Annotated in this window: 12 protein-coding genes; 8 read left to right on the top strand and 4 right to left on the bottom strand. The window is 67.4% G+C overall.

The window, feature by feature from the left end:
• The 3 genes from NIBR502772_RS08860 to NIBR502772_RS08850 all read left to right on the top strand — a co-directional run bounded on the left by NIBR502772_RS08860 (position 1) and on the right by NIBR502772_RS08850 (position 4562).
• Positions 1–2226, top strand: a complete 2226-nt coding sequence (locus tag NIBR502772_RS08860) for a molybdopterin oxidoreductase family protein (RefSeq protein WP_141139908.1) — start codon at positions 1–3, stop codon at positions 2224–2226.
• On the top strand, positions 2223–3785 hold the full coding sequence (locus NIBR502772_RS08855; RefSeq protein WP_141139907.1) for an FAD-dependent oxidoreductase: 1563 nt from the start codon (positions 2223–2225) through the stop codon (positions 3783–3785). Before NIBR502772_RS08860 ends, NIBR502772_RS08855 begins: the two co-directional genes overlap by 4 nt.
• An 81-nt stretch (positions 3786–3866) precedes the next feature.
• Complete coding sequence (locus NIBR502772_RS08850) at positions 3867–4562, top strand: hypothetical protein (RefSeq protein ID WP_141139906.1); 696 nt, start codon at positions 3867–3869, stop codon at positions 4560–4562.
• A 28-nt stretch (positions 4563–4590) separates the two neighbouring features.
• Here the strand turns inward: NIBR502772_RS08850 and NIBR502772_RS08845 are convergent, their stop codons facing one another.
• Together NIBR502772_RS08845 and NIBR502772_RS08840 are read right to left on the bottom strand one after the other, a co-directional pair.
• Positions 4591–4776 carry a PspC domain-containing protein gene (locus NIBR502772_RS08845; protein ID WP_056348113.1) on the bottom strand — a complete coding sequence of 62 codons (186 nt, stop codon included), beginning with the start codon at positions 4774–4776 and terminating at the stop codon, positions 4591–4593.
• Positions 4777–4799: 23 nt separating this feature from the next.
• Positions 4800–6215 (bottom strand): NAD(P)H-quinone dehydrogenase, encoded by a 1416-nt coding sequence (locus tag NIBR502772_RS08840; protein ID WP_141139905.1) that lies wholly within the window; start codon positions 6213–6215, stop codon positions 4800–4802.
• A 128-nt stretch (positions 6216–6343) separates the two neighbouring features.
• On the opposite strand from NIBR502772_RS08840, the gene NIBR502772_RS08835 reads away from it, so the two are divergent.
• Positions 6344–7162, top strand: a complete 819-nt coding sequence (locus NIBR502772_RS08835; RefSeq protein WP_141139904.1) for a purine-nucleoside phosphorylase — start codon at positions 6344–6346, stop codon at positions 7160–7162.
• A 77-nt stretch (positions 7163–7239) separates the two neighbouring features.
• Here NIBR502772_RS08835 and NIBR502772_RS08830 read toward each other — a convergent pair whose 3' ends face one another.
• Complete coding sequence (locus tag NIBR502772_RS08830; protein WP_141139903.1) at positions 7240–7725, bottom strand: Rrf2 family transcriptional regulator; 486 nt, start codon at positions 7723–7725, stop codon at positions 7240–7242.
• Between the two features lie 111 nt (positions 7726–7836).
• Between NIBR502772_RS08830 and NIBR502772_RS08825 the strand changes: the two genes are divergently transcribed.
• On the top strand, positions 7837–9603 hold the full coding sequence (locus NIBR502772_RS08825; protein WP_141139902.1) for a phospho-sugar mutase: 1767 nt from the start codon (positions 7837–7839) through the stop codon (positions 9601–9603).
• Positions 9604–9610: 7 nt separating this feature from the next.
• Here NIBR502772_RS08825 and nirD read toward each other — a convergent pair whose 3' ends face one another.
• Positions 9611–9973 carry a nitrite reductase small subunit NirD gene (gene nirD, locus NIBR502772_RS08820; RefSeq protein WP_104061033.1) on the bottom strand — a complete coding sequence of 121 codons (363 nt, stop codon included), beginning with the start codon at positions 9971–9973 and terminating at the stop codon, positions 9611–9613.
• 262 nt (positions 9974–10235) lie between these two features.
• Between nirD and nirB the strand changes: the two genes are divergently transcribed.
• From nirB to NIBR502772_RS08805, 3 genes are read left to right on the top strand one after another with little or no spacing between them, the layout of a single operon-like run.
• The gene (nirB, locus tag NIBR502772_RS08815) at positions 10236–12866 is read left to right on the top strand and encodes a nitrite reductase large subunit NirB (RefSeq protein WP_141139901.1); all 2631 of its coding nucleotides are present in this window, start codon (positions 10236–10238) and stop codon (positions 12864–12866) included.
• 2 nt (positions 12867–12868) lie between these two features.
• Positions 12869–13903, top strand: coding sequence for a uroporphyrinogen-III C-methyltransferase (gene cobA, locus NIBR502772_RS08810; protein WP_058929605.1), 1035 nt, complete (start codon positions 12869–12871; stop codon positions 13901–13903).
• Between the two features lie 14 nt (positions 13904–13917).
• Complete coding sequence (locus NIBR502772_RS08805; protein ID WP_141139900.1) at positions 13918–15072, top strand: uroporphyrinogen-III synthase; 1155 nt, start codon at positions 13918–13920, stop codon at positions 15070–15072.
• Positions 15073–15184: the final 112 nt, after the last annotated feature.

Raw genomic sequence — 15184 nt, 5'->3', positions numbered from 1 at the left:
ATGACCAAAAGCGCCGACACGCACTGCCCTTACTGCGCCCTGCAGTGCGCCATGACGCTCACGTCACCAGCGGAACTGACCCCGGCTTCCGAGCCGGGGTCAGTCCCCGTGCCGGCTGAATCCGCTGCGCTGGCCGCTGCGGACGCCGCCCTGAAGGCCCCCCTCCTCGAAGTAAGCGGCCGGGACTTCCCCACCAACCGGGGCGGCCTCTGCCGCAAGGGCTGGACCTCAGCCACGCTCCTCAACCACCCCGGACGGGTCACCGAACCCCTGCTCAAGGGCGCCGACGGCGTCCATCGCCCCATCGGCTGGGACCAGGCCCTCGCGCTGGTCACCACCGCGGTGAAGGACGCACAGGCACGCTACGGGAAGGACGCCGTCGGGGTTTTCGGCGGCGGTGGCCTCACCAACGAGAAGGCCTACATGCTGGGCAAGTTCGCCCGCCTGGCCCTGGGCACCTCACGCATCGACTACAACGGCCGCTTCTGCATGTCCTCCGCCGCGGCCGCCGGGATGCGCGCCTTCGGCCTGGACCGCGGCCTCCCGTTTCCGCTGGCAGACCTGGACTCGGCCAGCACCATCATGATGCTCGGCTCCAACGTGGCAGAAACCATGCCGCCGTTTGTGCAGCACCTCCAGGGAGCCCGCGACGCCGGCGGGCTGATCGTGGTGGATCCGCGCCGTTCAGCCACGGCAAGGTTCACATCCGACGGCGGCGGCCTTCACCTCCAGCCCCTGCCGGGCACCGACCTCACCCTCCTGCTGGGCCTCTCGCACGTGATCATCCACGAAGGCCTGGCAGACGACGACTTCATCGCGGCACGCACCACCGGCTACGAGGCCGTGGTCCGCAGCGTCAACTCGTTCTGGCCCGAACGCGTCCAGTCCCTCACCGGCGTCCCCGCGGAGCTCATCCGGGAAACCGCCCGCAGGCTCGCCGACGGCGCGGGCAAGGGCGGCAGCTACATCCTTACCGGACGCGGTGTGGAACAGCACGTGGACGGCACGGACACCGCCACCGCCGCGATCAACCTCAGCCTCCTGCTGGGCCTGCCCGGCTCGCGCCGCAGCGGCTACGGCACCCTCACCGGCCAGGGCAACGGCCAGGGCGGCCGCGAGCACGGCCAGAAGGCCGACCAGCTCCCCGGCTACCGGAAGATCACCGACCCCGCCGCCCGCGCCCACATGGCCGGCGTCTGGGGCGTCCCGGAGGAAACCATTCCCGGGCCGGGATTGCCCGCCGTCCAGTTGCTGAAGTCGCTGGGACAGCCCGACGGCGTCCGGTGCCTTTTTGTGCACGCCTCCAACATCGCGGTGGCCTCCCCCGATGCAAACGCCGTCATCGCCGGGCTCCGCAGCCTGGACTTCCTGGTGGTCTGCGACTTCTTTATGTCCGAGACCGCCGCCGAATCCGACCTCATCCTCCCGGTCCTGCAGTGGGCCGAGGAGGAGGGCACGCTCACCAACCTCGAGGGGCGCGTCCTCCGCCGCCGCCAGGCCCTGCAGCCGCCGGCTGGCGCACGCAGCGAACTGTGGATCATGGCCCGGCTGGCAGAAGCGCTTGAGGCCCCGTCCACGTACAGCGAAGATCCGGAAACGGTCTTCGAGGAGCTGCGGCTGGCCTCGGCCGGCGGGCATGCCGACTACTCCGGCATTGATTACGCCATGCTGGACCGCGGTGAGGCCGCCTACTGGCCGTACCCCGCAGGCAGCACCGGCACGCCCCGGCTATTCCTGGATACGTTCGCCCACGCCGGCGGCAAGGCGGTCATGACCCCGGTGACGCCCCGCCGTCGTCGTACGCCGGCCGCCAACCCGGACCCGGCCGCGAAAACCATGACCCTCATCACCGGCCGCCTCCTGGAGCACTACCAGTCCGGGACGCAAACCCGGCGGGTGTCCGAGCTGCTGGCCACCCAGCCCGAAGCAAAAATGCAGATCCACCCCGCCGCAGCGGCCGCCATGGGCATCACCGAAGGGGCTTTTGTCTCGGTGGCCAATGAACGCGGCGAGGTGGTCTGCCGTGCGGAACTCAGCACCGCGATCCGGCCCGAGACAGTCTTCCTGCCGTTCCATTTCCCGGAGCTTGAAAGCGCCAACCGCCTCACCGAGGCGGCAACGGATCCCATTTCCGGGATGCCCGAATTCAAGTTCAACAAGGTGTGGGTCCGTGCGGTCGCAAACGGACTTCAGAACAGTGTTCTTCAGACATCGGAGGCCTCATGAGTGAGCAGATTGTCGTTGTTGGTTTCGGTCCGGTGGCTGCCCGCCTGATCGATGAACTGCTGCCCGCGGTCCGCGATGGGCACGTCAGCCTCACTGTCGTGGGCGAGGAAGCCGAGGCCGCGTACAACCGTGTGCTGGTGGCCGATCTGGGCGTCGGACGCACTACTGCCGATGCCCTGGCCCTCTCCGATGCCGCAGCCCTGGCCGCGGATGGCGTGGACGTCCGGCTCGGCGTGCGGGTCCGCCGCGTGGACCGCGCCCGCCAGCAGGTGATCCTTACAGACGGCACCTCCGCCCACTATGAGCGGCTCGTCTTCGCCACGGGTTCCCGGCCCGTCATCCCCAACCTGACCGGCATCAACCCGGATCCCGCTTCCCCCGTCCTTCCCTCCGGCGTCACGGCGCTCCGGGATCTCCGCGACGCTTCGGTATTGCGCGCAGCGGTCGACGGCGGCAAGCGTGTTGTGGTGCTGGGCGGCGGCGTCCTGGGCCTCGAGACAGCCCTCGCGGCTGCCGAGGAAGGCGCCACGGTCACGGTGGTGCACAACGGGCCGCACCCGCTGGGACGCAACATCGACCGGGGCGGCGGCGCGGTCCTGGCGGCCAGCCTGCGCCGTTGCGGCGTGCGGATGGCCGGCAACGCCCGGTCCACCGGGGTGGAGCACAACGCGCCCGACGGCGGATTCTCGGCATTGCTGCTCAATGACGGTTCGGCGATCGACGGCGACCTCCTGGTCATCTCGTGCGGTGTCCGTCCCCGGACCGAGCTGGCCGAAGGCTGCGGCCTGTCGGTTGGTGCTGGCATCCTGGTGGACCATCGGCTCCGTGCCCACCACGAGCCGCACATCTTCGCGATCGGCGACTGCGCCGAGGTCCGCTGCCCGGATCCGGCCTGCGGCGAATGCCGCACGGCGAAGGGCCCATCCGGCCTGGTGGGTCCCGGGTGGCGGCAGGCCGAATGGCTGGCCGAATACCTGACCATGCTGGCCACCGGCACGCAGGAGGACGCCGACACGCTGCAGGAGCTGCCCCAGGAGCAGGCCGGCGTCATTGTGCTGAAGGCCCGCGGCATGAACATGGCTGTGGCGGGCGACAACGGTGCCGAGCCGTGGGACGAAGACGTGCTCACCGCCGGCGCCGTGAACGGCCGGCCGCGGCTGCAGATCGCCCAGTGGGCCGATCCCGAACACGGCCGCTACGTGAAGATGACTACCCGCGGCGGAGTGCTGGAAGGCCTGGTGGCCGTGGGCATGCCGCGGACCGCAGCCGAGCTCGTGGGACTCTTCGAACGCGGTGGGGAACTGCCGGCCGACAGGTCACTGCTGCTCCGGCTCGATGGCCCGGACCAGCTGGCCGCGTCCGGTCCCGCCGATCCGGCTGGCACCGTATGCCGCTGCGCCGGAGTCAGCGGCGCCAAGATCCAGGGCGCCGTGGCGGAAGGCTGCTCCACCGTGGCCGAGGTGTCCAAGGCAACCCGCGCCGGTACCGGCTGCGGCGGCTGCCACGAGGACATCAAGGGGCTCATCGAAAAACACTTCCAGGCGGCTCCCGCCGCCTGATGTGAACTGAAGCCGGCGAGCCCGGACATGTCCGCGTCACGGAATCGGACTCGACGGCGGGCGGGCGGTAGCATCGGGGCCATGAATGCCGACGAAGAAGACGACATCACCGAAGAACTGCTGGCCGACGCCGGGAAGCTGACCGGACTGAGCCTGGAACTCTTGGGCCTTGATCCGCACCCGGATGACATGACGCCGGAACAGCGGCTGCAGTTCGAGCCGGAAGACCTGGACGAAATGGCGGCTGTCTCGCCGGAAGACCGGAAAACGGCTGTGACCCAGACCCGCCTGCTGGCAGGCCTTCTCTGGAACTCGTCGGGCGTTCTCGTTGACCAGCTCTTCCGCGATCTGGGGACCCTGACCGCACTGGATGCGGTTACTCCGTCTGACGTCGCCGGTTCCGCTGTGCTGTCCTCGCTGCCGCCTCAGTTCGCCGCCAGCTACGACGCGACGTTTACCCGGAAGTTCATCGTCGTCGCTTCCGATGTGACGGCATCTCTGGTCCGCGGCTGGACAGCCCCCGGATGCCTCGCAGCCGAACTCGCCGTCCGCTGCCTGCTCGATCAGGCGGAAATCACCGAGGACATCTATGAACTCGGCCTCCCGGAAGACTGGCGTGCACAGGTCGAGGAAGTCCTGTTGGAGGAGGCGGAGAGTCCAGCCCTCTACTCGGACAGCCCCGGCATTCCGGAGATCGACGCCGGGAAGCTGAGTATCGAGGGCTGGTTCACCCCCTTTACTTCCGGCAGCACCGTGCCGCCCTACGCCCTGGCCTAGGCGTCGAGGCCGGGAATCCGGGCGGTCTTTAGGCCGGAGCCTTGGGGATCATGATCCACAGGGCGATGTAGACCAGTTCGCCGATCCCCACCAAGCCAAAGATCACAAAGCCGAGCCTGACCAGGAACTTCGGGATCCCGAATCGGGCTGAAAGGGCGGCGCAGACGCCGCCGATGATTTTTCCGCGGCGTGGCCGCTCCAGTGCTGTAGTCATGCGGCCACGCTACCGCAACTCACTTACATGTGGACGTGCAGGCGCCGGGCCGCTTCGGAGATGGACCCGCTCAGCGACGGGTAGACGGTGAAAGTGTTGGCGACGTCGTCGACGTGGAGCTTCTGGGTGACTGCAAGGGAGATGGCGAAGATCAGCTCGGAAGCGTTCGGCCCCACCACAACACCGCCAATCACGGTGCCGGAGCCCTTACGCGCGAAGATCTTGACGAAGCCGTCCTTGTGGTTGCGCATTTTGGCGCGGGCATTGCTCTTGAGCGAGAGTTTGATGATGTCGCCCTGGTATTTGCCGGACTGGATCTCGGCCTCGGAGACCCCCACATTCGCGATCTCGGGTGACGTGAAGATGTTGGACGCCACCTGGTGCAGTTTGAGCGGCATAACGCTGTCGCCCAGGAAATGGGCGATCGCGATCCGGCCCTGCATTGCGGCCACCGAGGCCAAAGCCAGCACGCCGGTGCAGTCTCCCGCTGCGTAGATGTTCGGCGCCGTGGTGCGGGAGACGCCGTCGACCTTTATATGGCCGCTCTCGGTGAGGGCCACGCCGGCCTCTTCGAGGCCTATGCCGGCGGTGTTCGGGATGGAACCCACGCAGACCAGGCAGTGGCTGCCGGTGACTTTTGATCCGTCACCGAGGGTGACCACCACGCCGTCGTCGGTCCGCTCGACGGTTTCGGCACGGGCGCGGGACAGCACGCGCACACCGCGGCGCTCGAAGACTTCCTCCAGCACCTCCGCGGCGTCCGTGTCCGAACCGGGGAGCACCCTGTCGCGGCTGGAGATCAGGGTGACTTTGGAGCCCAGGCCGTTGTAGGCGGAGGCGAACTCGGCACCGGTCACACCGGAGCCCACCACAATCAGTTCCTCGGGAAGCTCGTCAAGGTTGTAGATCTGCGCCCAGTTCAGGATGCGTTCCCCGTCCGGCCGCGCGGTGGGCAGCTCGCGGGGGTGCGCGCCGACGGCCAGCAGAATGGTGTCCGCTTCCACGATTTCGGTGCCGTCAGCGGTCAGGACCTCGATGGTGTGGCTGTCCAGGAGCTTGCCCGAACCCAGCAGGATGCGGACGTTCTGGTGCTCCAGCCCAGTGGAGATGTCGGTGGACTGCTGGCGGGCAAGGCCCAGCAGTCGGTCGTTAATGTGTTTGAGGTCGGCGCGCATCGCCGGCACAAAGTCGCCACCGTCGACGTCGAACTTCACGCCCAGCTCGCCCGCCTCCCCGACGCGGGTCATCAGGTCCGCCGTCGCGATCAGGGTCTTCGAAGGCACGACGTCGGTCAGCACGGCCGAGCCGCCCATGCCCGCGCGTTCGATGATGGTGACCTGCGCTCCCAGCGAGGCAGCGACCATAGCGGCTTCGTATCCGCCGGGGCCACCTCCGAGGATTGCGATCCGGGGGGAGCTGAAATCAGGGTGCGTAGTCACAATCAACCATTCTCGCGCATCTGCGCAGGGACCACCAATAAAAGAGTGGCCCGTCACGGTGCCGTCTGCGGCCCGGCGCGACGCTGTTGCCACTGTGCACAGCGGCACCGGCACGATAACTTGTACCAGTGAGTAATACAGACTTCCAGAACACGGACCCTTTCGCCGCGGCGCGCTCCGCCGCTGAGTACATCGCGCAGGAGACCGGGGTGGACAATCACGACGTCGCGCTCGTCCTGGGCTCAGGCTGGGCTGAAGCCGCCGACCTCATCGGCGAGACCACGGCCACCCTGACCGCCGACACTGTCCCGGGCTTCCACGCCCCGGCCGTGGAAGGACATGTGGGCACCATCTGCTCGGTCCTGACCAAAGAGGGCAAACGCGCGCTGGTCCTGGGCGCACGGACGCACTACTACGAGGGCAAAGGCGTCCGCGCCGTGGTCCACGGCATCCGCACCGCTGCCGCTGCCGGCTGCAAAACCCTGGTCCTCACCAACGGATGCGGAGGGCTGAACGAAAGCTGGACGCCGGGCACTCCGGTCCTCATCAAAGATCACATCAACCTCACCGCCACGTCCCCGCTGGAAGGCGCAACGTTTGTTGATCTGACGGATCTGTACAGCTCGCGCATCCGTGCCCTCGCCCGTGAAGTGGACTCCTCGCTGGAGGAAGGCGTCTATGCCCAGTTCAGCGGACCGCATTACGAAACGCCGGCCGAAGTCCAGTACGCCAAGCGGATCGGCGCGGACCTGGTGGGCATGTCCACCGCGTTGGAAGCGATCGCCGGCCGGCACGCAGGCATGGAAGTGTTCGGAATTTCGCTGGTCACCAACCTCGCAGCCGGGATCAGCGCCATGCCGCTCAGCCACCAGGAAGTCATCGAGTCCGGCCAGGCCGCCGGACCGCGGATTTCCAAACTGCTGGCTGGGATCATCGCCAAGCTTTAGGCCAACGCGGGGTCACTAAGCGCCCAATGGAGGCTTTCCCATGGGCGTCTAGTGACCCCGCGTTGCTGTAGGGCGGGTCAGGTTCGCGGACCGACCAGCTGCAGGACGGTGGACTCCCGGGCATCGGGAAAGCGGCGCTCGATGGACTGGGCGATCCCGGCAATGCTCTGCCGGGACAGCTCAGTCCGCCAGGTGACTTCGGCGTGGCGCATCGTCTGCGAGATAAGGCAGGTGCGCGCGTAGTCGGCGTCCATGCTCGCACCCGGGGCGTCCTTGGCGATGCCTTCGCACCGGAAGGCATGGTCGTTTCCTTCGATGGCCAGGACCACATCAAGGACGGAAATCCGGTCCGGACGCCGGGCCAGCGAGAAGCCGCCGCGCGGGCCGGATACGGAGGTCAGGATCCCGGCCCGCACCAGGGCCTGGAGCTGTTTGTTCAGATATGCGGCGGGAAGCTTGTAGAACTCGGCCAGCCGTGCGCTGCTGACGGCCTCCCCCGGCGGGGTCCAGGACATGTTGACGCAGCTATGCAGCCCCCACTCAACACCCTGCCCCAGTTTCATATTCGCGACATTACTTGTCCAGAAAATTTACTGCAAGGATTTCGCTGCTTCCGCTATCACAGGCGAGTGTTCAGGCGCCGTTCCTGAAGCAATGACGATAGCGTTGACCGCATGACGTCCTCCGATGCCGCCTCCTTGTTCCGCCACGCCCGCGAATGGGCGGCCAAAGATCCGGATCCCACCACAGCCGCAGAGCTCACCGAACTGCTGCAACTCGCGGAAGAGGGCTCACCGGCAGCGTTGCAGGAACTGGCCGACAGCTTCAGCGGCACGCTGCAGTTCGGCACCGCAGGCCTCCGTGCCGCCCTGGGCGCCGGGCCGAACCGGATGAACCGCGTGGTGGTGCGCCGCGCCGCCGCCGGCCTCGCCGACTTCCTGGTTGATGCGGTGGGTGAGGCTGCCCCCAGGACCCGGCCACGCGCCGTCGTCGGCTATGACGCCCGCCATAGCTCGGACATCTTCGCCGAGGAAACGGCGGCCATCTTCACCGCCGCCGGGATTGAAACCTTCCTGATGCCGTCCGCACTGCCCACCCCGCTGCTCGCTTTCGCCGTCCGGTCCCTCGATTGCGATGGCGGTGTAATGGTGACGGCAAGCCACAATCCCCCGCAGGACAACGGATACAAGGTATACCTGGGCCGCCATGCCGTGGAGGGCAGCGGCCGCGGAGCGCAGATCGTGGCGCCCCACGACGCCCGGATCGCCGCGCGGATCGATGCCGTGGGCGCACTGGAATCCATCACCCTTGCCGCGGACGGCTGGACGGTCCTGGACCCGTCGGTTGCGGCGGAGTATGAACGCGCGACGGCGGGACTCGCCGATGCGGCCCGCTTCCCGTCCCGCGACCTGCGGATTGTCCTGACGCCCATGCACGGCGTCGGCGGCGAGACTGCCGTGGCGGTGCTGAATGCTGCCGGCTTTGCCGATGTCACGCTGGTGGCCGAACAGGCTGAGCCGGATCCCGACTTTCCCACGGTGAACTTTCCGAATCCGGAGGAACCCGGCGCCCTGGACCTGGCATTGGAGACCGCCGCCCGTGTCGAGGCCGATATTGTCCTGGCCAACGATCCGGATGCTGACCGCGTTGCAGTGGCGGCGAAGGATCCTGACACCGGCGCGTGGCGCATGCTGCGCGGCGACGAGGTGGGCGCGCTGCTGGGGGCACACATTGTGGCCCGGCTGGCGGCCGGCTCCGACGAAACCACCAGTACGGTTGAAGCAGCCAGCGACGAAGGGGCCGGCGTCTTCGCCAATTCGATTGTGTCCTCGCGCCTGCTCTCCCGCATCGCCGCCGCGGCAGGCTACGCGCACGAGGAAACGCTGACCGGGTTTAAGTGGATTTCCCGGGTGCCCGGGCTGGTCTACGGCTACGAGGAAGCCCTGGGCTATTGCGTTGCACCTGAACTGGTCCGGGACAAGGACGGGATCTCCGCCGCTGTCCTCATCGCGGAAATGGCTGCCGCCGCCAAGGCGGACGGGAAAACCATCTTCGACACCCTGGACGAGCTCTACCTTCAGCACGGGCTTCACGCCAGCGACCAACTGAGCATCCGGGTGGCTGATCTGGGCCTGCTGGACGCGATGATGAACCGGCTCCGGGTGAGCCCGCCCGATTCGTTCGGTTCGTCCGCTGTTGAGACTTTCGTAGACCTGGCCGAAGGGAGCGAGCACCTGCCGCCCACCGATGGCCTGCTGTATCTGACCCGGGACGAGACCCGGGTCATCATCCGGCCCAGCGGCACCGAGCCCAAGCTCAAGTGCTACCTGGAAGTCATCCTCCCGGTTGAGTCAGCGGCCGAGCTGCCGGAAGCCCGGCAGGCAGCCCGGACAGCCCTGGACAATGTGCTCGACGATGTCCGCGAGGCCCTCGGGCTCTGACGGGTCGTTAGACCGCGACCTCGATGAAACCGTCGGAAATGCGGGTGCTGAACGTTTCCAGGCGCACCGCGGCGGTTCCGAAGCATTCGCCGGTCTCCAGGTCGTAGACCTCTTTGTGCAGCGGCGAAGCGATGGTGGGACGGGTGCCGCGTGAACCCAGAATGCCGCGGGCCATCACGTGGGCGCCGGTGGCCGGATCTTCGTGGGCCACGGCAAAAACCTCACTGGGGCCGGTCCGGAAGAGTGCCACCTGGCGGCCTTCAATGAGGGCTGCTTCGCCCCAGGCAAGCTCAAGCTCGTCCACGGCGCAGACCCGGTGCCACGTCGCGGTGTCGGCGGCGAGCGCCCCAAGTTCCAGTGTTGCCGTCATGTCGGCTCCTCTCCCCGTGCTTGATTGGCCACCTTTATGGCCGTACCAAACAATTTAGGCAACGGGTGTTTCAAAGGCGTGCAGTGAATGTGTCCGGCGCGTAAAAGAGACCTCACCCGATCGGAAACGCGTTCGTGATGCAGAAGTTAAGCCTACGAAACATAAGGGAAACTGAAGCGAAACTGCGACTACCTAGTCTGAATGCATACCTCGTCAGAGAAGGTCGCAGAATTCCGTCTGCGGCCCATGCGAAAGGCCCACAGTGACCGAACAGACTTCAAGCTCAGAGAACACGCGCCGCATCGTCGTCGCCGGTGGCGGCCCCGCCGCCCACCGCTTCGCCGATGCCATGCATTCCCGTGGCCTCGAAGGCTGGCACGTCACGGTCCTCACGGAGGAAGCCCACCTGCCCTATGACCGGGTAGCGCTCTCCAAGGCCCTCACGGACACCGGTGTCGACCTGACGCTGGGGTCCGCGTCGATGTGGGACCACGCTTCCCTTGAACTGAAGACCGGCGAGCGCGTGGTGAAGATCAACGCCGAAGCCAAGACGGTGGAAACCGCCGCCGGCAACACCTTCGAATACGACGACCTGGTGGTCGCAACCGGCTCGAATGCCGCCCGCCTGCCCATCCCCGGCAACGAGCTCACCCACGTCTACCGCACGCTCGAAGACGTCTGGGCCATCAACAAGTCCATCACCGAGCTCACGGAAAAGCTCGGTCGCAAGGTTAATGCCGTCACCATCGGTGGCGGCCTCCTGGGGCTCGAATCGGCCGCCGGCACGGAGCAGCTCGGCGCCAACCCGATCGTTATCGACGGTTCGCAGTGGCTGATGGCCACCCAGCTGGATGAAGGCGCGGGCCAGGCAATGGGCCGGCTCATCAAGGCCAAGGGCTTTGCAGTCCACGGCGGTGTCTTCCCCTCGGAAGTCCTGTCCGACGACGAGGGCCAGGTGACGGGTGTCCTTATGGCCGACGGCCGCATCATCGAAGCAGACATGGTGATCGTAGCCATCGGCGTCCGGCCCCGCGACGAACTCTTCCGCGCCGCCGAGGGCGACGAACAGGTGTTCAGCCTGGGCCAGCGTGGCGGTGTGGTCATCGACGACTCCTGCGCCACCGAGGTCGACGGAATCTGGGCAATCGGCGAGGTGGCCAACTTCGAAGGCATGTGCCTGGGCCTGGTTGCCCCTGCCAACACCATGGCAGAGATCGTGGCCGACCGCCTGCACGGCGGCGGGGCCACCTTCCCCGGTTTCGACACCGCCACCAAGCTGAAGCTCTCCGGTGTGGACGTAGCCAGCTTCGGCGACGGCTTCGCCAAGACCGAGCACTCGCTCGAAATCGTTTACGCCGACCCCGCCCGCGGTGTCTACCAAAAAATCGTCACCACCGACGATGCCAAGACCCTCCTGGGCGGCATCTTTGTGGGCGACGCCAGCCCCTACACCAGCCTCCGCCCGCTCCTGGGCCGCGAACTTAGCGCCGAGCCCGGCGCGTACCTCTCGGCGGCCGGCGGCGGCGACGCCCCGGACACCGAACTGCCGGACGACGCCATCCTGTGTTCCTGCAACAACGTCTCCGCCGGAACCATCCGCGACACCGTCAACGGCTGCGGCGCCTGCGACGGCAACGCCCCCGTCCAGGAACTTGGCGAACTCAAGGGCTGCACCCGCGCCGGAACCAGCTGCGGATCCTGCGTCCCGATGCTCAAGAAGCTGCTGGAAACCGAACTCACCAAGTCCGGCGTCGAGGTCTCCAAGGCCCTCTGCGAGCACATCGAACTGTCACGCCAGGAACTCTTCGACGCCATCCGCGTCCTGGAACTGACCTCCTTCGAGGAGATCATGGCCAAGTACGGCACCGGCGCCGGCTGCGACATCTGCAAGCCCACCATCGCCAACATCCTGGCCAGCCAGAACAGCGCCTACGTCCTGGACGCCGGCCGCGGCACGCTGCAGGACACCAACGACCGCGCCCTCGCCAACATGCAGAAGGACGGCACCTACTCGGTGGTCCCCCGCATCGCCGGCGGCGAAATCACCCCCAAGAAGCTCGGCGTCATCGCCGCCGTGGCCGAGAAGTACAACCTGTACACCAAGATCACCGGCGGCCAGCGGATCGACATGTTCGGTGCCCGGCTGGAAGAGCTGCCGGAAATCTGGAAGGAACTGGTGGACGCCGGCTTCGAGTCCGGCCAGGCATACGGCAAGAGCCTGCGCACCGTGAAGTCCTGTGTTGGTTCCACCTGGTGCCGCTTCGGTGTCCAGGACTCGGTGGCCATGGCCATCCAGCTCGAGCTCCGGTACCGCGGCCTCCGCAGCCCGCACAAGCTCAAGATGGGCGTCTCCGGCTGCGCCCGCGAATGTGCCGAGGCCCGCGGCAAGGACGTCGGCGTTATCGCCACGGCCGACGGCTGGAACCTGTACGTCGGCGGTAACGGCGGCGCCACCCCGGCCCACGCCCAGCTGCTGGCCAAGGACCTCGACGACGAAACCCTGATCAAGTACATCGACCGCTACTTCATGTACTACATCCGCACGGCGGACCGCCTGCAGCGCACCGCGCGCTGGCAGGAAGAGCTCGACGGCGGCATCAAGCACGTCGAGGACGTGGTGGTCAAGGACACCCTGGGCATCGCCGAGGAACTTGAAGCCGCCATGGCCAAGCACGTTGACACCTACGTGGACGAATGGGCAGACACGCTGAAGGACCCCGAGCGTCTGCGCCGGTTCCGTTCCTTCGTCAACGCGCCTGACCAGAAGGATGACTCCATCACCTTCGTTTCCGACGAGCGTGGCCAGATGCGCCCTGCCACTGCGGAGGAAAAAGGCAAGGTCCTGATCGGCGCCTCCATCCCCATGCGGCCCCGCGCCGAGAACGAGGTATAGCCATGCAGCTCAGCATTGATCTCACCGGCCGCGAAGTCCTGGTCACCGGATCCGACCACGCCGCCCGCCAGGCGGTCCGCCGCTACGCGGCCGCGGGCGCCGTCGTCTACCGCCTCAGCACCCCGGCAGGTGCAGCGCATGACGGCCCGCTCCCCGAGCGTCCGTTCCTGGTCGCGGCGGTCGACGACGGCCAGCCCGGCTGGGAGTCCCTGCTCGAGCGCTGCGCCGCCACCGGCATCCCGGTGGCGGCCGAGCCGGCCGCCGGACCGGTCGGCCACGTCACCCTGGTGGGCGGCGGACCCGGCACCACCGAGCTGCTGACCGTCGCCGCCGTGAAGGCCCTCCGCGATGCGGACGTGGTGTTCTTCGACCGGCTGGCTCCCTGCCAGGACCTGCCGGACCTGACCTCCGCCGAACTGGTGGATGTGGGCAAGAAGCCCGGCCACCACAAGGTGGGCCAGGCCGACATCGAAAAGCTGATGGTTGAGAGCGCTCTCGCCGGCAACAACGTGGTCCGCCTCAAGGGAGGCGACCCCTACGTCTTCGGCCGTGGCGGCGAGGAAGTGGCTTCCTGTGTGGCGGCGGGTGTGCCCGTCCGTGTCATCTCGGGTGTCACCAGCGCGATCTCCGTGCCGGCGGCCGCCGGCATTCCGGTCACCCACCGCGAGGTCAGCCACATGTTCACCGTGGTCTCCGGCCACGCGCCGCTGACCGAAAAGGAACACACGCACCTGGCCGGCCTGGGAGGCACCATTGTGGTCCTGATGGGCATCGGCACACTGCACCAGCTCGCGGCCGGACTCCGCAAAGCCGGCATGCGCCCGGACATGCCCATGGCCGTCGTCGAACGCGGTTACCGCCCCGGCCAGCGCACCACCATCGCGGACCTGGGCACCATCACCTCCGCCGCTGCCGGGTGCAGCAATCCCGCCGTGCTGGTCATTGGCGAGGTGGTTCGCGTGGCAGAAGCCAACCGCGGGCATGCTGAGGCCGCCGCCGACCTCGACCGGCTGGCGGCCTCGCTGCTCGGTTCATGAAAGGATTGACCCCCATGAACGCACTGGCACCAGCTGAACCTGCCCAGCTTGACGCGACGTCCGGGCCGGAGGCTGCGGACTCCCCGCTGGAGGGCTTCCGCATTGGAGTCACCTCGCACCGGCGCTCCCGGGACCTCATCGAGGCACTGGAACGCCGCGGCGCGGAAGTACTGCACGCGCCGGCCCTCAAGATCGCCCCGGTGCAGGAGGACATCCGCCTCATCGAGGACACCAAGGCCATCATCGACGCACGCCCGGACCTGTGCATCGCCACTACGGCGTACGGCATGCGCCGCTGGTGCGAAGCTGCTGATTCGTTTGGGATCGGTGAACAGCTCCTGGAAACACTTGGGGCGTGCCGGATGTTCGTCCGGGGCCCCAAAGCCCGCGGCGCCGTCCGCGCGGCCGGACTCGCCGACGTCGGAATCAGCAGCGACGAAACCACCGCAACGCTGGTGGACATGCTGCTCGCCGAAGGCGTGCGGGGCAAGACCGTGGCCGTGCAGCTGCACGGCTACACGGACGTCCGGCAGCTGGAACGGCTACGCATGTCCGGCGCCACGGTCCTGACGGTCACCCCTTACCGCTGGGTAAAGCCCGACGGCGAAGACCGGCTTCCACGCCTCATCGAGGCTGTGTGCAGCGGCAATCTGGATGTGCTCACCTTCACGAGCGCCCCCGCCGTCGATGCCGTGTGGAGCACCGCCCACGAAATGGGCGTCTACAAGCAGCTCATCGAAAGCCTGAAAACCAACGTCACCACGGCGGTGGTGGGGCCCGTCACGGCCCAGCCCCTGCTCGACGCCGGTATCTCGCCGCTCGTTCCGGAACGGTTCCGGATGGGCGCCCTCATCCGGCTGGTGTGCGAGCACCTCGCCCTGAACCATGTGCGGCGGCTGGACACCGCGTCCGGCAACCTTGAGCTGCGCGGCCGCAGCCTGCGGGTCGACGGGGCGCAGGTTGAGCTGGCCCCTGCGCCGCTGCTGCTGCTGCGTGCCCTCCTGGGGGCCGGTGGGGCCGTGCTTTCCCGGGAATCGCTGTCGGAGCTGCTCGAGCTGAAGGGCTCAGTCCACGCCCTGGACATGACTGTCAGCCGCCTGCGGTCATCACTGCCGGACGGCCGCCTGGTGGAGACGGTGGTCAAGAGGGGTTACCGGATCCGCGTCTAGGGACGCGGGCCCAGGCCGCCTTTGTGTCAGTCCGGAGCGCAGGGAGAGGTCCGTCACGGGTTTTGTTACCGGCCGGTAAACGCTGGCGAACAAAGGGTGTTTTCCCAGCAAC

Source organism: Pseudarthrobacter sp. NIBRBAC000502772, assembly GCF_006517235.1.
Classification (GTDB): Bacteria; Actinomycetota; Actinomycetes; order Actinomycetales; family Micrococcaceae; genus Arthrobacter.
This window is presented reverse-complemented; position numbering and strand designations above follow the sequence as displayed.